At 72.0% G+C, this 19,543-nt stretch carries 15 protein-coding genes; 2 read left to right on the top strand and 13 right to left on the bottom strand.

Annotated elements, in window-relative coordinates:
* Positions 1-201 precede the first annotated feature (201 nt).
* The 10 genes from AB0E24_RS39505 to AB0E24_RS39550 form a co-directional block, all read right to left on the bottom strand.
* Positions 202-2,523 (bottom strand): xanthine dehydrogenase family protein molybdopterin-binding subunit, encoded by a 2,322-nt coding sequence (locus AB0E24_RS39505; RefSeq protein ID WP_069863640.1) that lies wholly within the window; start codon positions 2,521-2,523, stop codon positions 202-204.
* A complete protein-coding gene (locus AB0E24_RS39510; RefSeq protein WP_359384438.1) occupies positions 2,520-4,715 on the bottom strand; it encodes a 2Fe-2S iron-sulfur cluster-binding protein in 2,196 nt (731 codons plus the stop codon). Before AB0E24_RS39510 ends, AB0E24_RS39505 begins: the two co-directional genes overlap by 4 nt.
* Complete coding sequence (locus AB0E24_RS39515) at positions 4,712-5,611, bottom strand: FAD binding domain-containing protein (protein ID WP_359384440.1); 900 nt, start codon at positions 5,609-5,611, stop codon at positions 4,712-4,714. Before AB0E24_RS39515 ends, AB0E24_RS39510 begins: the two co-directional genes overlap by 4 nt.
* A gap of 275 nt (positions 5,612-5,886) precedes the next feature.
* Positions 5,887-7,542: a beta-N-acetylhexosaminidase gene (locus AB0E24_RS39520; RefSeq protein ID WP_147967592.1), complete on the bottom strand. Its 1,656-nt coding sequence runs from the start codon at positions 7,540-7,542 to the stop codon at positions 5,887-5,889.
* A 73-nt stretch (positions 7,543-7,615) separates the two neighbouring features.
* Positions 7,616-8,635, bottom strand: a complete 1,020-nt coding sequence (locus AB0E24_RS39525) for a carbohydrate ABC transporter permease (protein WP_231981430.1) — start codon at positions 8,633-8,635, stop codon at positions 7,616-7,618.
* Complete coding sequence (locus tag AB0E24_RS39530) at positions 8,632-9,630, bottom strand: carbohydrate ABC transporter permease (RefSeq protein ID WP_079257848.1); 999 nt, start codon at positions 9,628-9,630, stop codon at positions 8,632-8,634. The genes AB0E24_RS39525 and AB0E24_RS39530 overlap by 4 nt, the downstream gene beginning before the upstream one ends.
* The gene (locus tag AB0E24_RS39535; protein WP_206332562.1) at positions 9,627-10,964 is read right to left on the bottom strand and encodes an extracellular solute-binding protein; all 1,338 of its coding nucleotides are present in this window, start codon (positions 10,962-10,964) and stop codon (positions 9,627-9,629) included. The genes AB0E24_RS39530 and AB0E24_RS39535 overlap by 4 nt, the downstream gene beginning before the upstream one ends.
* 132 nt (positions 10,965-11,096) lie before the next feature.
* Positions 11,097-11,507 carry a hypothetical protein gene (locus AB0E24_RS39540; RefSeq protein ID WP_102934830.1) on the bottom strand — a complete coding sequence of 137 codons (411 nt, stop codon included), beginning with the start codon at positions 11,505-11,507 and terminating at the stop codon, positions 11,097-11,099.
* Between the two features lie 145 nt (positions 11,508-11,652).
* On the bottom strand, positions 11,653-11,940 hold the full coding sequence (locus AB0E24_RS39545; protein WP_075200572.1) for a DUF3039 domain-containing protein: 288 nt from the start codon (positions 11,938-11,940) through the stop codon (positions 11,653-11,655).
* A gap of 21 nt (positions 11,941-11,961) precedes the next feature.
* Positions 11,962-12,549, bottom strand: coding sequence for a YqgE/AlgH family protein (locus AB0E24_RS39550; protein ID WP_069864168.1), 588 nt, complete (start codon positions 12,547-12,549; stop codon positions 11,962-11,964).
* Between the two features lie 253 nt (positions 12,550-12,802).
* Here AB0E24_RS39550 and murA point away from each other — a divergent pair, with 253 nt between their 5' ends.
* The gene (gene murA / locus AB0E24_RS39555; protein WP_069863604.1) at positions 12,803-14,146 is read left to right on the top strand and encodes a UDP-N-acetylglucosamine 1-carboxyvinyltransferase; all 1,344 of its coding nucleotides are present in this window, start codon (positions 12,803-12,805) and stop codon (positions 14,144-14,146) included.
* Between the two features lie 114 nt (positions 14,147-14,260).
* Here murA and AB0E24_RS39560 read toward each other — a convergent pair whose 3' ends face one another.
* Positions 14,261-14,542: an HU family DNA-binding protein gene (locus AB0E24_RS39560; protein WP_009717479.1), complete on the bottom strand. Its 282-nt coding sequence runs from the start codon at positions 14,540-14,542 to the stop codon at positions 14,261-14,263.
* A 254-nt stretch (positions 14,543-14,796) separates the two neighbouring features.
* Positions 14,797-16,218 (bottom strand): NAD-dependent malic enzyme, encoded by a 1,422-nt coding sequence (locus tag AB0E24_RS39565; RefSeq protein WP_069863597.1) that lies wholly within the window; start codon positions 16,216-16,218, stop codon positions 14,797-14,799.
* 280 nt (positions 16,219-16,498) lie between these two features.
* On the opposite strand from AB0E24_RS39565, the gene AB0E24_RS39570 reads away from it, so the two are divergent.
* Positions 16,499-16,708 (top strand): cold-shock protein, encoded by a 210-nt coding sequence (locus AB0E24_RS39570; RefSeq protein WP_020870916.1) that lies wholly within the window; start codon positions 16,499-16,501, stop codon positions 16,706-16,708.
* Between the two features lie 279 nt (positions 16,709-16,987).
* Here AB0E24_RS39570 and AB0E24_RS39575 read toward each other — a convergent pair whose 3' ends face one another.
* Positions 16,988-19,540, bottom strand: coding sequence for a HelD family protein (locus tag AB0E24_RS39575; protein ID WP_435865374.1), 2,553 nt, complete (start codon positions 19,538-19,540; stop codon positions 16,988-16,990).
* Positions 19,541-19,543: the final 3 nt, after the last annotated feature.

Consider the following 19,543-nt stretch of genomic DNA (forward strand, 5'->3'; position numbering starts at 1 on the left):
CGCCGCGGATGAGCCGTTGGATCGATTCGGTGACGTCCCAGACGTTGACGTTCATGCCCGCGAGCAGCCGGCCGTCGTTCAGCCAGAAGTCGATGTGCGGCTCCGGCGCGCCTGTGTCGATATGCGGCTCCGCCGCGTGGGACCGGCCACGACGGCGCCGCGGACGGCCGACGACGCGTCACCGCACTTCCGGCGGAGCGCTCAGCCCCGGTTGACGACCGCCGCCTGGGGGCGGATCGGAAGGCGGTTGACCGGACGGCCGGTGGCCGCGCGGACCGCCGCCGCCACCGCCGCCGGGGTGGTGACCACCGGCACCGCGCTGGCCGGTTTGGCGCCGAAGGGGGCCACCACGTCCCGTTCCTCGATCAGCTTGACGATGCGGACGTCGGGGACGTCCAGGGCCGTCGGCAGGGCGTAGCCGGTGAGGTCCGGGTGCCGGACCACACCGCGGGAGGTGCGCAGGTTCTCGGTGAGGGCCGCGCCGATGCCCTGGGCGACGCCCGCCTCGATACGGGCCCTGAGCTGACGCGGGTTGAGGATCCGGCCCACGTCCTGGGCCACCGTCACATCGACGACCCTTACGGCGCCGATCTCGATGTCGACGTCCACCACGGTGCGCACCGCGCAGTAGGCGAGCCCCACGAAGGCGTCACCCTGGCCGGTCTCGTCCAGCGGCTCGGTGGGGTGCGGACGGCACTGCGCGGTGGCCCACAGCTCCTTGCCCTCCAGGGCCTCCTCGACGGTGGTGCTGAGCACCCCGTCATACGAGGTGATCTTGCCGTCGGCGATGCTGAGCAGCTCGGTGGACATGCCGAAGGTGTGCGCCAGGGGCTGCAACAGCTGGGTGCGGACCATCTTCGCCGCCCGTTCGACCGCACCGCCCGAGACCCAGGTGTGGCGGCCGCGCGAGGCGGGCCCGGCCGGGGGCTGGTCGGTGTCGATGGGCGCGACATGGACCTCCTCGATGCCGAGGACGTCCTGGACGATCTGGCGGGCCAGGGTGGTGAAGCCCTGGCCGGTCTCCACGGCCGCGCAGATGACGGTGGCCACCGGGCCGGTGACCTTGACGGTGGCGGTGGAGACCTCGTCGGCCCCCTCGGCGCCGAGCATATGGACCATGCCCAGGGCGTAGCCGACCCCGCGCCGCACCGCGACCGGATCGCCCGCGCCCTCCAGACCGCCCGGAAGCAGCCACTCCTCCTCGGGGTCGTCCTTGGGCAGCACGGGCAGCGGTGCGTCCCTCACGGCCTGGAGGAGCTCGGCGACCGGGGCCGGGCAGGTGACGGTCTGCCCGGTGGGCAGCAGATCGCCGGTCGCCATCACATTGCGCATCCGGATCTCGACCGGGTCGAGGCCCAGCTTGGCCGCCAGCTTGTCCATCTGGCCCTCGTACGCGGCGCACACCTGCATCGCGCCCTCACCGCGCACATGGCCGGAGGGCGGGTTGTTGGTACGCACCGCCCAGCCCTCGATGAAGGCGTGCGGAACGACATAGGGGCCGCAGGCGAAGGAGACGGCGGCGGCCAGGGTGTCCGCCGAGGAGTCGGCGTAGGCGCCCGCGTCCAGCAGGATCTGCGCCTCGACCTTGACCAGCTTGCCCTGGGAGTCCGCGTGGTGGCGGTAGCGCAGCAGGGTGGGGTGGCGGTGGGCGTGGCCGAGGAAGGACTCCTCACGGGTCGCGGCCAGCTTCACCGGATGGCCGGTGCGCAGCGCCAGCAGCCCGAGCGGCAGCTGCATCCCGGGGTCCTCGCGCTCGCCCATGGCGCCGGGGACGCCGGTGACGACGACCTTCACCCGCTCCGGCTCCAGGCCGAAGCAGGCGGCGGCCAGGTCGCGGTCGGCGTGCGGATCGGTGGAGGCGGTGTAGATCTCCACGCCGCCGTCGGGGCGCGGCACGGCCAGGCCCGCCTCGGCGCCGATGGGCGCCGGGTCCTGGCGGCCGATGCGGTACAGCCCCTCGACGATGACCTCGCCGACCACGTCCGGGTCGCCGAAGGACAGCGGGATATGGCGGACCAGATTGCCGTCGGGGTGCAGCGGCTCGGCGGAGAACGCCTGCTCGGGGTCGGTGACCGGCTCCAGCACCTCGTACTCGACGGCGATGGCGGCGGCCGCGAGACGGGCCGTGTCGGGGTGGTCGGCGGCGACCGCGGCGATGGGCTCGCCGTGGTGGCGGACCAGGTCCTTGGCGAAGACCGGGCGGTCGGCGACCCGGCGGCCGTGGGAGGCGTCGCCGGGCACGTCGTTGTGGGTCACCACGGCGCGTACGCCGGGCATCTCGGTGGCCTGTGTGGTGTCGATGGAGACGATGCGGGCGTGCGGGTGCGGGGAGCGCAGCACGGCGGCCCACAGCAGCCCCTCGGCCCACAGGTCGGCCGCGTACGGGAAGGTGCCCGAGGTCTTGGCCGCCGAGTCGGCGGGCGGCAGGGACACGCCGAGGCCCATGGTGGACGGCGGCTGGACGGGCGTTCCGGCGGCGGGGGTGGCGGTGACGGCCCCCACGCCGTCCGCGATTCCGGTCATGCCGATGCCCTTCCACTGCCGCTTCCGTTGACGCTCCCGTTGCCGGTGAAGCCGTGCGGTCCCGTCTGGTGCGGGATGCGGGCCGGGTCCTGGTGGGCGTCGTGTGCCTCCGCCTCGGCCTCCGCCGCCTCGTCGGCGGCCTCGCGGTCCGCGACGACCTGGTGGACGGCGTCGAGGACCCCGCGGTAGCCGGAGCAGCGGCAGAGGTTGCCGGAGATGGCCCGGCGGGTCTCCTGGTCGGTCGGGGCGTGGTTGCCCTCCAGGAGGTCGTGCACGGTCATCGCGAGGCCGGGCACGCAGAAGCCGCACTGCACCGCCCCGCACGCGGCGAGCGCGCGCTGGACGTCGGAGGGCTGTCCGCCGTTGGCGAGGCCCTCGACGGTGCGGACCTCGCTGCCCGCGGCGGTGGCGGCGGGCACCAGGCAGGAGGCGACGAGCCGTCCGTCGACCAGGACCGAGCAGGCACCGCACTCGCCCTGGGAGCAGCCGTCCTTGGCCCCGGCCAGGCCGAGGCGCTCGCGCAGGACGTAGAGCAGCGACTCGCCGATCCAGACGTCGGTGACAGGGCGGTCGGCGCCGTTGACGTGCAGCACGTACGAGGCGAGCGGATGCTCGCTGTGGGTCGGGTTCTCGTCGACGGCCGGAACGGCGGGGGCGGCCTCGGCGGTGCCGGGGTCCGCAAGGGGCTCGGCGGGGGCGTCAGCGGCCTCCGGGGCGTCCTCGGGGGTCCGGGCCGGGGCGGGCGCCGCGGCGGCGTCAGCGGCCGCCGTGAACTCGCCTTCGGCCGCGGCCTGTTCGGGCTCCACGGGCTCGGGCCCGGCGGCGTCCGGCATCGCCTCGGCGGGAGCTTCGGCGGGGTTCGGAGCGAGGGCGTTCAACGCGACGGCGTTCCGCGCGATGTCGATGTGGCCCGTGCCGTCCTCGGGGCCGGGGTGCGGCGCGTGCCCATGGGCGTCACCCGCGAACCGGTCGTCCGCGAACGCACCGTGCCAGACCGCCTCCTGGGGCAGCCCGGGCGCCGGGCTGCCGTGCGGCGGGGTCTCCAGCCCGGTGTGCTGACCGTCGACCGCGAACTCGCCGGAGTCCCCCGCGGCCGGATCGCCCGGCCGCGGGTCGGGGCCGCCGGCGGCGGGGCGGCGCTCGGCGGGCGCCGCGCCGCCGTGGGGCGCGCTGCCGTGGGGCGGGGTGTGCAGCCCCTGGTGTCCCTCGGTCGCGAACTCGCCCGAGTCCCCGGCGGAGGGGCCCGGCCACGCCGGATCCGCGGCCGGGGCCGGTTCGGCACGGTCGGGCATGCGCAGCCGGCGGCGGGCGGGCGGCGGCATGGGCGCGGGCGCGGCCGGTGGCGCGGACGCGGCAGGCGGGGCGGCCGGGCCCGGGTGGCCCTCGACCGCGTACTCCCCCGACTCCTCCGTGCCCTCGTCGGCGGCCGGAACCGACCACTGGCCGCTGTGCCCCTGCTGCTGCCCGGTTTGGTGCGGCTGGGGCTGGTGGGGCTGCGGCTGCGGCTGGGACTGCCGGGGCATCGCCCCGGCGAAGGGCATCCGCAACTGGGCCGTGGTCTGCGGGTCCTGAGGGCCCTCAGCATGGCCGCCGTACGGAGGCGCGGCCGGGCCGGGGTGGTCGTCGACCCGGTACTCCCCGGTCTCGTCCACCGCTTCGTCGCCCGCGACCGGGATGGTCCACTGGGCGGTGTGCACGGGACCGCCGGTGCCGTCGTCGGACGGGGCGGGCACCGGCCAGTCGTCCACCGGCTCCTCGGCCGCCGGCTCCGGCCAGTGGCCGGTGTGCGCCGGGTGGTGGCCCTGCTGGTCCTCGGCGGGCACCGGCCACTGGCCGGAGCCGTGCTGCGGATCGTGGTGGCCGCCGTAGAGATAGCCGCCGTCGGTGTCCGCGGTGGTCCAGTGCCCGGTCATGCCCTGGTCGTGCGGGGCGCCCTGGCCCTGCGCGGACGACGGCCACTGGCCGCCCTGGGCGGGCTCGCCGTGCCCCGGGTCCATCGGCGGGGGCGCGTAGCCGGTGCCGGGCGCCGCGAGCGGGTCCCAACGGCCGGACGGGTCGGTCGGGGTGGGGTGGGCGTAGTCGGGCGGCAGCTGGACGAAGGCCGTCGACTCGGCGTCGTACTCCGGGCCGTGCGGCATCGGCTGCCATCCGCTCCCCGGCTCCGGCCGGTGCGGCTGCTGTTCATCACTCACGCGAGTGCCCTCCCCAGTGCTCGGCGGGCCAGGGCTGCCACGGTACGCCTCAGGTGGATCGCGGCGGGCGGCAGGGGGATCGGCTCGCTTCCGTCCTGCGGGGGCAGCGGATCGGGGATGCACGCGGCGGCGACGTACTCGCCGAAAGCGGCGGTGACCTGCGGGTCGAGACCGCCGCGGTCGCCGTCCCAGTCGATGAGCGAGGCGACCCAGCGCTCGGCCTCCAAGGGGCGCAGCGGCATCGGCGCGACCGCGCCGACCGCACAGCGCACCCCCCGCCGCGCGGGGTCGAGGACGAGGGCGACGGAGGCGGTGGCCCGGCCGGGCCCGGTGCGCCCGGTGGCCTTGAGGAAGGTCTGCGGGGCGTGCAGCAGCGGAACCCGGACGAATCCGACGAGTTCACCGGGGTTCAGCAGATCGACCCCGGCGAGCAGATGGCTGACCGGGATCTCGCGGCGGGACCCCTCGGGCCCGGCGATGATGACCGTGGCCTCCAGGGCGGCGAGCACCGGCAGCGCGTCGCCGGTGGGCGCCGCGGTGACGATGTTGCCGCCGAGGGTTCCGGCGTTGCGGATCTGCGGCGGTCCGGCGGCCCGCGCGGCCGCGGCCAACGCCGGGATCAGCGCGGCGAAGTCGGGTCTGCCCATCCGGGCGTGGGTGAGTCCGGCGCCGAGGAGGGCGTGCCCGTCCAGATAGCGCCAGCCGCGGATTTCGCTGATCCGGCCGAGGCCGACGAGCGCGGCGGGCCGCAGCAGGCCGGAGTTGACCGCGGCCATCAGATCGGTACCGCCCGCCACGGGCACGGCGGCGGGCATGGCGCCCAGTGCCGCCACGGCCTCGTCGAGCGTGCCCGGCAACGTCACCGTGTGCGCCGCCTGCGGTGCGTGCGTGGTCAACCCAGCTGCCCCTTCCCCGGTATCCCGGCTGTTGCGCCGTACGGTACGTGCTGACAGCCCGGACGTGGCAACTCTGGCACATCTTGAGAGCCCGCCGTCGCGGGGGTCCGTGATCCGTGGATCCGTCCCTGACCTGGGGGATGGTACGGATTTCTGGCGACGTCTCCGTCGGGAGTGGATTGCCACGTTTCAGGGACCCTTGTGCGATTTGGGCTTGCGCCGGTGGGACTACGCTCCCAGGGGCAGAGGGGCGCGGTGCGCACCTTACGGGCGGCTCACACGATCGGGGGCGCCCCCTCGCGCGGGCGTCCGAGAAGGCCGGGGCGGCGCTGCCAGGGGAGCGGCCCGGCGGGCGGGCGGTAGCTCACGCCGAGCGCGTCCAGACGCGCGTAATGTGCCTCCATGCGCCCCTGGAACGCCCCGAAGTCCCGTTCGGGGGACGGCGGCAGCGCCGACCAGACGACCTCGGCGAAGGCGGCGAGCCGGGGGAAGGTCTGGTAGTCCACCCGTCGGCGGTCCTCCATCACCTCGGTCCAGACATTGGCCTGGGCGCCCAGCACCCGGTCCGCGTCGGCGCCGGTGAGCTGCGGTGGAACCGGTTCGAACCGGTAGACGTCCTCCAGGGTGCGGACATAGCCGATCGGAACCGGCTCGTCCGCGCCCGCGGCCTGCCGGTGGTCGAGGTACACCTGCTGCTCGGGGCACATGACCACGTCATGGCCGGCCCGCGCGGCGGCGATCCCGCCCGCGTAGCCGCGCCAGGAGGAGACCGCGGCGCCCTCGGGCAGCGGGGCGCCGGGCGCGCCGCCCTCGAGGATCTCGTCCCAGCCGATCAGCCGGCGGCCGCGCTCGGCGAGCCAGTGGCCGAAGTGGCGGATGAACCAGCTCTGCAACTCGTCCTCGTCGGCGAGGCCCAGCGCGCGGATGCGCTCCTGGGCGGTCGCGGACGCCTTCCACTGGTCCTTGGGGCACTCGTCGCCGCCGATGTGGACGAAGGTGCCGGGGAACAGCTCCAGCACCTCCTCCAGCACCCGCTCGTAGAAACGGAGCGTGTTGTCGGTGGGGGAGAGTACGTTCGGGTTGACGCCCCAGGTGGTCCAGACTCCGAGGGAGGCGGTGTCGATGACGTCGGTGTTGCCCAGCTCCGGGTACGCGGCGATGGCGGCCTGCGAGTGGCCCGGGATGTCGATCTCGGGGACGACGGTGATATGCCGCTCGGCGGCGTAGGCGACGATCTCGCGGATGTCGTCCTGGGTGTAGAAGCCGCCGTGCGGCCGCTCGTCCCACAGCGGGGACGCCCGGTGGCCCAGCTTGGTGCGCTCGCGCCAGCCGCCGGTCCCGGTCAGCTCCGGATAGCGGCGGATCTCGACGCGCCAGCCCTGGTCGTCGGTGAGATGGAAGTGGAACACATTGAGCTTGTGGGCGGCGAGCAGGTCGAGATAGGCGAGGACGCCGTCCTTGGGCATGAAGTGACGTGCCACGTCCAGCATCAGTCCCCGCCAGGCGAACCTCGGCGCGTCCTCGACCGTCCGCTCCGCCAGGTCCCGGGCGTCCTCCGCGCCCCTCAGCGGGGCGCGCCGGAAGGCGTCGGGGCCCAGCAGCTGACGCAGGGTCTGCGTGCCCCAGTGGACGCCCGCGGCCGTGCCGCCCACGATCTCCACCCGGCCCTCGGCGACCGTGAGCCGGTAGCCCTCGGGCTCCAGCTCGGCGTCGATCCGCAGTGTGACGGTGTCGTGGCCGCCGGGTTCGCCGTCCGGCAGGGCCAGGCCGAGCGCCTGGCCGAGGGTGGTGCGCAGCAGCCGCGCCACCCCCTCGGTGCCGGGGCCCGCGGCCAGGGCGGTGTGCCGCGGGTGGATCCGCGCGCCGGCGCGGCCCGGACGGCTCTGGTCATGGCGGGGCGCGGGGATCAGCCCCGCGGCGTCGTATGTCATCTGCTCCCTTGTCCGCCCCGGACCGGCCGCTGGCCGGTCCGTGGTCAGTCCGTGGCCGGTGGCCGGCCGGTGGTCAGTCCTTCACCGCGCCGCCGAGTCCGGAGACCAGCCGGCGCTGTACGAACACGAAGAAGACCAGCACGGGGATGGTCATGACGGTGGACGCCGCCATGATGCCTCCCCAGTCGTTCCCCTCGTCCTTGAAGAAGACCAGCAGCGCCATCGGAAGGGTGGAGTTCTCGGTCGCGCTGATGATGAAGGACTTGGCGAAGAGGAAGTCGTTCCAGGCGGAGATGAAGGAGAAGACACTCGTCGCGACCAGTCCGGGGAAGACGAGGGGGAAGAGGATCTGCCACAGGAAGCGGGAGCGGCTGGCCCCGTCGAGATAGGCCGCCTCCTCCAGCGCCTCGGGCACCGCCTTGACGAAGCCGCGCAGCATCCAGATGGCGAACGGCAGCGAAAAGGCGATATGCGGCAGGATCAGCGAGCCCAGCGTGTTGAGGCCCACCCCCGGCACCGACTCCCCCAGATCCCGCATCAGGAAGAACATGGGGATGGTCAGCGCCTCGATCGGCACCATCTGGGCGACGAGGAACATCACCAGCAGCGTGGTGCGGAAGCGGAACCGGAAGCGCGCGACCGCCGTCGCCGCCAGGAAGGCGATCAGCGCCGAGGCGATCACCACCACCCCGGCCACGAAGAGGCTGTTGAGGAAGTAGCGCCCGAAGTCCTCCTGCTGGAAGACGCGCCGGAAGGAGTCCAGCGAGGGGGACCCCGTCCACGGCCGGGGCTCGGTGGACTGGATCTCCCCCTCGGGCTTGAAGGCCGAGAGCACCATCCAGTACAGCGGGAAGGCGACCACGGCCGCGACGATCAGGGCGGTGACCTCGGCGGCCAGACGCCAGGGGCGGCGGATGCGCGGCGAGACGCGCGAAGCGCTCCGCTGGAAGTACCCTGACCTGCCGTCGATCGTCCGCGGCGCCGTCGTGGCCGGTCGCGCCCCGCGGCGGAGCCGCATATCGACACGGCCCCGCGCCCCTTCGGGGCGCCACCGAACCGCGGCCGACTCCCGCCGATCTGCTGAGTGGCTCACAGTTCTTCTCCCTGGCGTCGCAGCAGCCGCAGATAGACCAGCGTGACGGCCAGCAGGATCAGCAGCATCACCACGCCGATCGCCGAGCCCAGGCTGTACTGCGAGGACGCGAACGCCTTCTGGTACGCGTACACGTTGAGCACCATGTTCTGGCGTGCGATCCCGCCGCCGTCCGTCATGACGTAGATCTGGGTGAAGACCTTGAAGTCCCAGATGATGGACTGGATGGTCACCACGACGAGGATGGGCCGCAGCATCGGCGCCATCACGGTGCGCCAGATCCGCCAGGTGGAGGCGCCGTCGAGGGCGGCGGCCTCCAGCACCTCGCTCGGGATCGCCTTGATGCCCGCGTAGACGGTGACCATCACGAACGGGAACGAGCACCACACGACCTCGAAGAGCACCAGGGCGAAGGCGCTGTAGCGGTCGTAGGTCCAGGAGTAGTTCTCGAACCCGGAGAGCCCGAACCACACCAGGACCTTGTTCACCGGCCCGAAGTCGGGGTCGAAGAGGAAGACCCAGACCGTCGAACCGGTGATCGCCGGGGTGGCCCAGGCGCCCAGTGCGGCCAGCATCAGCGCGAGCCGCGGAATGGCCCGTACGCGCGTCAGCAGCACCGCGAGCGCACAGCCGACCGCGAGGGTGGACACCACGCAGACGGCGGCGAACAGCAGCGTGGCCACCACGACGTTCCAGAACTCGCCGTCGCCGAACAGCTCGGCGTAGTTGGCGAACCCCTGGAAGGTGGTCGGCTCACCGCCGCTGACCTGGGCCTGGGTGTACTCCAGGAAGGAGATCAGACCGAGCTGGTAGATGGGGTAGACGAGCAGCCCGCCCAGGACGACGAGCGCCGGGGCGAGATAGAGCCAGGGCGTCCAGGCCCCCCGCCGGGTCCCCTTCCCGGCCCGGCCCCCGGCCGGGGCGGCGGGGCCCGGCCGGGACCGGCGGCTCTTGGCGGGGCCCTGCCGGGCGTGCTGCGCGGTGCCGGCACTCACTGCTGGAATGCCTCGTCCATCTTCTTCGCGGCGTCCTTGGTGGCGGTCTCCACGCTCTTACGGCCGCTGACGATCTCCTGGAACATGGTGGGCAGCACGAGCTGCGCGTCGATGGCCGCCCAGCCGGGCGAGGCGGGCACGAACTTGGCGCTGTCGTTGAGGGTCTTCACGAAGGGCTTCACGAAGGAGTCCTTCTGCGCCACATCGCCCCGCACATCGGTGAAGGTGGGCAGGAAGCCCATGGCGTCGTAGAGCTTGCGCTGGGTCTGCTTCCCGGCGAGCGACTCCAGCAGGTCCACGGCGAGCGTGCGGTGCGAGCTGCTCTTGAGCACCCCGACGTTGTTCCCGCCCGCGAAGGCCGGTGCGATATCGCCCCGCTTCACGCCCGGCAGCGGCACGACCTTGAACTTGCCCTTGACCTTGCCCGCCTCGATGGCCTGGCGGTTGAAGTCGCCGCCGATCGCCATGGCCGCCTTGCCCGAGGCGAACGCCTCGACGGTGTCGTTGCCGCCCCACTGGGCGCACTTGGCGGCCGGGCAGTTGTCGTCGCCGAAGAGCGAGGCGTACGCCTTGATGCCCTTCTGGGCGTCGGCGCTGTCGATGGCCGCCTCGTACTCGTTGGAGCCGAACTTGCCCTTCTCGTTGGCGAGATCGCCGCCGTTGGCCCAGATGAAGGGCATCGCGCCGTAGGTGTAGGCGCCGCCGACCGCGAGACCGTACAGATCCGACCGCTCCGAGTGGATCTTCTTCGCGGTCGCAATCAGCTCGTCCTGGGTGGTCGGTGGCTCCAGGTCGAGGTCCTTGAAGACGTCCGTCCGGTAGTACAGCGCCCGGACGCCGACGAAGAGCGGGGCGCCGTAGACCTTGCCGCCGATGGTCAGCGAGTACTTCGCGGTGGGGTCGATGTTGGTGGAGTCGCCCCAGGAGCCGAACTCCTTGCTGATGTCCATCAGCCCGCCGTCCTTGACATAGCCGGCGGTGTCGGTGTTGCCGAACTCGATGACGTCGGGGGCGCTCTTGGGGTCGTTGAAAGCCGCCTTGATCTTCTGCGCCCGGGTGTCGATGGGAATGTAGGTCACCTCGACCTCGGTCCCGTCGTGCTTCTTCTCGAAGTCCGCGACCGCGTCGTCGATCACTTTCTTCTTGGGCGCGTTGTTGACCTCCTGAAAGAGCCAGACGCGCAGCTTGCCGCTCTTCTCATCCTCCTTGGAGCTGTTGTCGGAGGTGGAGGGGGCGCATCCGGTCGCGGCCAGCCCCGCCAGGGTCAGGGCCACCACGGGCACCGTGACGCGGGAGGACCACCGGGAGAACACAGAGAGATGGGACGGCTTCATAGGGACCCTTAAACATTTGGCGTTGCAATATATGCAACGCATGTTTCGCTCAGCACAATATGCGTGAGGCTAGGGAACCTTGAGCGACCTCACAAGAGGTCTGAACCACTCCGTAATAAAAGGAACTTCGCGCTAGCGACGCGGCAACTCCTCACCCGGATAGGCGGGTTCAACATACGGCACGGCCTCGACCCGCGCACCCGCCTCCTCCAGGCACTCGACCGCCCGGCCCCAGTCGGGCCAGGTCTTCCGGATGCGCTCCAGGACATGGTCGCTGGCCACCAGCACCACATCACAGCCCGGGTCGGCGGCCCAGTCCAGAAGTCTGGGCCGGGTCGGCTGCGCGACCGACATCACGCAACTGCCGGCGGGCCGGTAGCCCCGCTCGGCGGCCAGCCGCCCGCACTGCTCCAGCTGGGCGTCCCAGTCCTTCTCGAACTGGCAGTAGGCGCTGGCGCCTTCCACTTCGGGCTCGTCGACCTCACGCGCCCCGAACACCAGATAGGCGGCCCGCGCCGCCCCGTTCTCCGTACGCCCGCTCATGAGCCGACCCTACTGGGGTCGCCCGGCGCGCGGCAGGGCGCACAAGCACGGCACGCCCGGCCCGCGACCCCCGGGCGGGGTCGCGGGCCGGGCGTACCGTCTGTCGCGCGGGGTCTTGCGGCAGAACTGACGGCCGGCGGGCCGGCTACTTCTTGCCGTCGCCGTCCTTGCCCTTGTCCCCGCCGGCACCCATGCCCTCGAAGATCTCCTTGCACATGGGGCACACCGGGTACTTCTTCGGGTCACGACCCGGCACCCAGACCTTGCCGCAGAGTGCGACGACGGGAGATCCGGAGAGGGCGCTCTCCATGATCTTGTCTTTCTGTACATAGTGGGCATAGCGCTCGTGGTCGCCGTCCCCGTGCGACACCTGAGGTGTCGGCTCAACGAGGGTCCCCGTGCCTGCCCCGCGCTCGGGCTCAAGAGTGCTCATACAGCCCTAGGGTACTCATGCCTAGTTGAGAGAAGGGTCGTCCGGATACGTGGCGACCATCGCCAGCTCACTGCGCTGGCGACGCAGCACCGCACGCCACAGCCGCTCGGGGGCCGGCGAGGACACATCGCCCGGCTCGGACTCCACCACATACCACGCGCCCTCGGCGAGCTCGTCCTCCAGCTGACCGGGCCCCCAGCCCGCGTAACCGGCGAAGATGCGCAAGGACCCGACCGCGGCCGCCAGCAGCTCCGGCGGCGCCTCCAGGTCGACCAGCCCGATGGCCCCGTGCACTCTGCGCCAACCGAGTGGCCCGTCCTCGCTGCGCGCCGAGGACCGGCCCGATTCGCCCGGTACGACGGCCACGCCCAGCGCGGAGTCCAGCGAAACCGGACCCCCTTGGAAGACCACCCCCGGCTCCCCGGCCAGCTCGGCCCACGACTCCAGGATGTCGCCCACCCCCACCGGGGTCGGACGGTTCAGGACCACGCCGAGCGAGCCCTCCTCGTCGTGGTCGAGGAGGAGCACCACCGCACGGTCGAAATTCGGGTCAGCAAGCGCCGGTGTCGCGACAAGCAACCGTCCTGTGAGCGAGGACACCTCGGTCATGGCCACATGATCCCCCATATCGGGTCCGGAGGGGGAGTGGAAGACGAGCCCCATATGAGAGCAGGTCGGGGCGCAAGACAGCAGATGCGGCGCACGTGACTGACGGCTTTCCGAGCGAAACGGAACGTGTTGTTACGCATGCCCGCGGGGGCAAAGGGTGCAAGAGCCTTACGGAGGGGGTCTCCAGGGCCATTACTCTTGCCCTTTGGCCCCTGTGCCTTTGGCCCTGCCCGTCTCAGGAACGCGAGACCAGATGACCCGCTCGAACGATGTCCTGCTCGTCCATGGCGGCACCCCGCTCGAAGGCGAGATCCGTGTCCGCGGCGCGAAGAACCTCGTGCCGAAGGCCATGGTGGCCGCCCTCCTCGGCAGCGGGCCCAGCAGGCTGCGCAACGTCCCCGACATCCGCGATGTGCGGGTGGTGCGCGGGCTGCTCCAGCTGCACGGCGTGACGGTGCGCCCCGGTGACGAGCCCGGTGAGCTGGTGCTCGACCCCACGCATGTGGAGAGCGCCAATGTCGCCGACATCGACGCCCACGCCGGCTCCTCGCGGATCCCGATCCTCTTCTGCGGCCCGCTGCTGCACCGCCTCGGCCACGCCTTCATCCCCGGCCTGGGCGGCTGTGACATCGGCGGCCGGCCCATCGACTTCCACTTCGATGTGCTGCGCCAGTTCGGCGCGAAGATCGAGAAGCGGGCGGACGGCCAGTACCTGGAGGCCCCGCACCGGCTGCGCGGTACCAAGATCCGGCTGCCGTACCCGTCGGTGGGCTCCACCGAGCAGGTGCTGCTGACGGCGGTGCTCGCCGAGGGTGTGACGGAACTCTCCAACGCGGCGGTCGAGCCGGAGATCGAAGACCTCATCTGCGTCCTTCAGAAGATGGGCGCCATCATCTCCATGGACACCGACCGCACGATCCGGATCACCGGTGTGGACCGGCTCGACGGCTACAACCACCGCGCCCTCCCGGACCGCCTGGAGGCCGCCTCCTGGGCGAGCGCGGCGCTGGCCACCGAGGGCAGCATCTTCGTACGCGGCGCCCGGCAGCGCGAGATGATGACCTTCCTGAACACCTACCGCAAGGTCGGCGGCGCCTTCGACATCGGTGACGAGGGCATACGGTTCTGGCACCCGGGCGGCAAGCTCAACGCGATCGCCCTGGAGACCGACGTCCACCCCGGCTTCCAGACCGACTGGCAGCAGCCGCTGGTGGTGGCCCTGACCCAGGCGTCGGGCCTGTCCATCGTCCACGAGACGGTCTACGAGTCGCGGCTGGGCTTCACCTCCGCGCTCAACCAGATGGGCGCGCACATCCAGCTCTACCGCGAATGCCTGGGCGGCTCCGCGTGCCGCTTCGGCCAGCGCAACTTCCTGCACTCCGCGGTCGTCTCGGGACCCACCCGGCTCCAGGGCTCCGACCTGGTCATCCCCGACCTCCGTGGCGGCTTCTCCTACCTGATCGCGGCCCTGGCCGCACAGGGCACCTCGCGGGTCCACGGCATCGACCTGATCAACCGCGGCTACGAGAACTTCATGGAGAAGCTGGTGGAGCTGGGCGCGAAGGTGGAGCTCCCGGCCGGCGGCGACACCGCGTAACCCTCGAGGTCAGGCGGCGCGGCGCAGCGCCCCCTGGACGGGTCCCAGGGCCCGTAGGAGCGGCAAAAGGGGCGGCCACCCTCCCGGGTGGCCGCCCCTCTCGTTCGCGGAGGCTTACTTGCCCTTGGCGGCTTCCTTGAGCTTGGAGCCCGCGGAGACCTTCACGCTGTAGCCGGCCGGGATCTCGATCGGCTCACCGGTCTGCGGGTTGCGCGCGGTGCGAGCGGCACGGTGGGTGCGCTCAAAGGTCAGGAAGCCGGGGATGGTGACCTTCTCGTCGCCCTTAGCGACGACCTCACCAGTCACCTCGGCGAGGGCGGCCAGCACGGCGTCGGCGTCCTTTCGGGTCACCTCGGCGCGCTCGGACAGAGCGGCCACCAGCTCACTGCGGTTCATGTTGTACTCCCGTGTTCATCTTGCCAATAGGCGTGAGATCGAAGCCGATGCTGCCAGGGCCCTCGGACAGTCCCCGGACCCGGGTCTGCTGTTCAGACCCTCGCGCCCGGAACGCATCCTGCCCGCACCTGTGGCGGGAAAGCCAATCCGGAGCCCTGGAGAGTCACACGAAAAGCGCCGTGGCGGTCGTTTTCCTGTCCGCCACCCTATGGCCGCCTTCGGGACCCCACAGCGCGCGACGCGCCGTGCCCGGCTCAGACCGCAGTGGTACTGGTCACAGCGCGGGCCGCGTCTCGCACGGCCCCGGCGACCGCCCCCGCGACCTTGTCGTTGAAGACGCTCGGAATGATGTAGTTGGCATTGAGCTCGTCGTCGTGGACGACGTCCGCGAGCGCACCGGCAGCCGCCAGCATCATCTCGGTGTTCACCGTACGCGACTGCGCGTCCAGCAAACCACGGAAAACGCCCGGGAACACCAGGACGTTGTTGATCTGGTTCGGGAAGTCCGAGCGCCCGGTGGCGACCACCGCGGCGGTCTGGCGGGCGATCGCCGGGTCCACCTCGGGGTCGGGGTTGGCCAGCGCGAAGACGATCGCACCGTCCGCCATCGCGGCCACATCGTCGCCGGAGAGCACGTTCGGGGCCGAGACGCCGATGAACACGTCCGCGCCCCGCACGGCCTCGCGCAGGGTGCCCGTGACGCCCTCCGGATTGGTGTTGTCGGCGATCCAGCGCAGCGGGGACTCCGGGTCGGCGGAGACCAGGTCCTGGCGCCCGGCGTGCACCACGCCGTGGATGTCGGCGACCACCGCGTGCCGCACGCCCGCGGCGATCAGCAGCCGCAGGATCGCCGTACCGGCGGCACCCGCGCCGGACATGACGACCCTCACATCCTCGACCTTCTTGTCGACCACCCGCAGCGCGTTGGTGAGGGCGGCGAGCACCACGATGGCGGTGCCGTGCTGGTCGTCGTGGAAGACCGGGATGTCCACGGCCTCGCGCAGCCGCGCCTCGATCTCGAAGCAGCGGGGGGCGGAGATGTCCTCCAGGTTGATCCCCGCGAAGCCGGGGGCGATCGCCTTGACGATCGCGACGATCTCGTCCGAGTCCTGGGTGTCCAGGCAGATCGGCCAGGCGTCGATGCCCGCGAACCGCTTGAAGAGGGCCGCCTTGCCCTCCATCACCGGCAGTGCGGCCTTGGGGCCGATGTTGCCGAGGCCGAGGACCGCGGAGCCGTCGGTGACAACCGCCACACTGTTGCGCTTGATGGTGAGACGGCGGGCGTCCTCGGGGTTGTCCGCGATGGCCTGGCAGACCCGGGCCACACCGGGGGTGTAGACCATGGAGAGGTCGTCACGGTTGCGGATGGGGTGTTTGGACGACATCTCGATCTTGCCACCGAGGTGCATCAGGAACGTACGGTCGGAGACCTTGCCGAGCGAGACACCCTCGATGCCCCGCAGCTTCTCCACGATCTCCTGGGCGTGCGCGGTCGAGGTCGCGGCGATGGTGACGTCGATACGGAGCTTCTCGTGGCCGGAAGCGGTTACGTCAAGGCCCGTTACCGAGCCACCGGAGGACTCCACGGCCGTGGTCAGCTGGCTGACCGCGGTACCGCTCGCGGGCACCTCCAGCCGGACCGTCATCGAGTACGAGACGCTGGGCGCCGTTGCCATGGCCTGCTTCCTCTGCTTTCCCTTGTTCATGCTGTCCGGGCCGCGGGATTGCCGGGCCACGTCCTCAGATGGTTACACCTACCTCTGGGTATGAGGTAACCCGGCCCGACTTTCGGACATATTGTTCTGACATAGCAGAGTGGGGTCAGCCGAGTGGAAAGCCCCACTCCTTCGCGGGAACGCCTGGCGAGGCGGGCCGTGCGCCGCATCCTCCGGCCTAGGCTCTGGCGCGCTACAGCGTCAGAAGACGTCAGAGGAAGAGACAACGAGGAGCGCGGGCATGGCTCAGGGCACCGTGAAATGGTTCAACGCCGAGAAGGGCTACGGCTTCATCGCCCAGGAGGACGGCGGACCGGACGTCTTCGTCCACTACAGCTCGATCGACGGCAGCGGCTACCGCAGTCTGGTCGATGAGCAGCGGGTCGAATTCCAGATCGTGCAGGGCCGCAAGGGCCCGCAAGCGGAAGAGGTCCGCGTCCTCGGCGGCTGACACCGCCCGGCGCGGACCTCTTACGGAAGAGATGAAGGTGGCACCGACCCGCCATGCTCGCCTCGCGGCAAGTGGTCGCTCGAAGCGACGAAGGTTGGGCCCGGGGGCTTGGATCGAGCCGGTGCCACATCAAGGCTAACAAACAGGCCCGGGAAGGGATTCCCCTCCCGGGGGGTGGATTTCCAAGACCTCTCCGGGCCCCCGGCCGCCGGGGTCTTCCGGCCTCCGGGGCCTTCCGGCCGGGGCACCCCCCAGCGGTGGCCGGGGGAGAACCGCGCCTCAGAAGGGGGAGTCCCGCAGCAGGTCCGGGACGCCGTCGCCGTCCGGTTCATCGCGGTTGCCCGACACCACCGTCAGCCGCTGGGTGGCGCGGGTGAGCGCCACGTACAGCACCCGGAGCCCGGCCGGGGACTCGTCGGCGATCTCGGCGGGCGAGACCACGACCGTGGCGTCGTACTCCAGCCCCTTCGCCTCCAGGCTGCCCAGCGCCACCACCCGGTCGCCCAGGCCCGTCAGCCACTGACGGGCCTGTTCGCGCCGGTTCATCGCGACGACGACGCCGACGGTGCCGTCCACCTCGTCCAGCAGCCGGAGCGCCTCCCGGCGCGCGGCCGCGCCGAGGTCGCCGTCGGCGCCCGGGGCGAACCGCGGCGCCACACCCGTGGAGCGGACCGCCTCGGGGGCGGGGGTGCCGGGCATGGCGAGCGTGAGGACCTTGGTGGCGACTTCGGCGATCTCCGCCGGGTTGCGGTAGTTGACGGTGAGGGTGAAGCGGCGGCGCGGGCGGCTGCCGAGCGCCTCGTCCCGGGCCTGCCCCGCCTCGTCCGGGTCGGACCAGGAGCTCTGGGCGGGGTCGCCGACGACCGTCCAGGTGGCGTGGCGGCCGCGCTGTCCGACCATCCGCCACTGCATGGGGGTGAGGTCCTGCGCCTCGTCGACGATGACATGGGCGTAGTCGGTGCGCTCCCGCTCGGCCCGCTCGGCGCGGGTGCGGCGGGGGGCGACCCGGTCGGCGTAGGTGGTCAGCTCATCCAGGCCGGTCAGCTGGTCCAGCGGATCCGTCTCACGGGGGGCCGCGGGGCGGGCCGGGGTGCCCAGGAGGGTGTTGAGCTCGTCCAGCAGCGCCACGTCGTGGACCGACAGCGGACCCTGCCCGTCCGGGCCGAGCCGGCCGAGCGACCGGGCCACCTGACGGACCTCGCGGGGGTTGAGCACCCTTCGTGACCAGCGGCTCAGCCGCTTCTCATCGGCCATGGCGGCGAGGACGGAGCGGGGGGTGAGCTCGGGCCACCAGGCGTCGAGGAAGTCCTGGAAGGAATCCTCGGTGGAGATGTCCTCGTCGAAGCCCTCCCGCGCCTCGGCGGCCAGCTCGGGGTCGGTGTAACGCCTGGGCGCGCCGGAACGGGTCCACAGCGCGTCCAGCAGCAGCCGGCGGGCACGCGGGCGCAGCAGATTGACGGGCGCGGTGCCGCCCAGCACGTTCTGGCGGATGGTGCGCAGCTCATCGGCGCCCAGCTCGATCCGGGCGCCGAAGGCGACCACGCGCAAACGCTCGGGCGGGCCGCCGGGTCTCGATCCGGGGCCCGCGCCGGGTCTGGCGCCGTCGCCCGACGGGGCCGCGGCGGGGGCGCCGAGCGCCATATCGAGGGTCAGCTGGCCATGGTCCGACGACGGGGCCGGGGACTCCGACGACGGGGCCGGGGCCGGGGCCGACGACGGGGCCGGGGCCGATGACGAGGCCGATCCGGCGGTGGCTCCCCGGGGCAGCTCCAGCGCGCCGCGGGCGGCCTTGCGGAGCACCCGCACCATCCGGGAGGAGCCCTTGACGCGGGCCACCGCCGGGGTGTCGTACGTGGTGGCCTCGGCACCCTCCACCAGCGAGCCCACCGCGCGGATGGCCACCTGGCCCTCCTCGCCCAGCGAGGGCAGCACGCCCTCGGTGTAGGCGACCAGCAGCGGGGTGGGGCTGACCACGAGGATGCCGCCCGCGTAGCGCCGCCGGTCCTGGTAGAGCAGATACGCCGCGCGGTGCAGCGCGACCGCCGTCTTGCCGGTGCCGGGGCCGCCCTCGACCTCGGTGATGGAGGCGGCGGGGGCGCGGATCACCTGGTCCTGTTCGGCCTGGATGGAGGCGACGATGTCGCGCATGGTGTGGCCGCGGGCCTGGCCGAGCGCGGCCATCAGCGCGCCGTCGCCGACCACCGGCAGCGCGCCGCCGTCCAGGGTCGCGCTGAGCTCGGGGCGCAGCAGGTCGTCCTCGACGCCGAGCACCCGGCGGCCCTTGCTGCGGATCACCCGGCGGCGGACGACGCGGCCGGGGGCGACCGGGGTGGAGCGGTAGAAGGGGGCGGCGGCGGGCGCCCGCCAGTCGATCACCAGCGGGGCGTAGTCGGCGTCGAGGACGCCGATGCGGCCGATGTGCAACGTTTCGGCGATCTCCGCGCGGTCGCCGTCCGGGCCGGTGCGGATGGCATCGTCGGCGGGTTCGATGGAGGTGTAGGCGCCGTCGGGGCCGCGCTCACCGTCCTTGCCCGGCAGCAGATCGATGCGGCCGAAGAGGAAGTCCTCGAACTCGCTGTTGAGCCGGTTGAGATGGACCCCGGCCCGGAAGACCTGGGCGTCCCGTTCGGCGAGCGCGCCGGGCGTACCGACCTGACCGCGCTTGGCGGCGTCGTCCATGAGGAACTCCGCCTCGTGGATCTTCTCCTCGAGGCGGTGGTACACCCGGTCCAGATGCGCCTGTTCGATCCGGATCTCGCTGTCCCGGATCCCGTCCCCGCGGTCCCGCCGCGGTGCGGTCCGGCCGTCATGCGTGGCGTTCTGCGCGGCCACCCA

The organism is Streptomyces malaysiensis subsp. malaysiensis (genome assembly GCF_040653035.1).
In the GTDB taxonomy this organism is placed as follows: domain Bacteria; phylum Actinomycetota; class Actinomycetes; order Streptomycetales; family Streptomycetaceae; genus Streptomyces; species Streptomyces malaysiensis.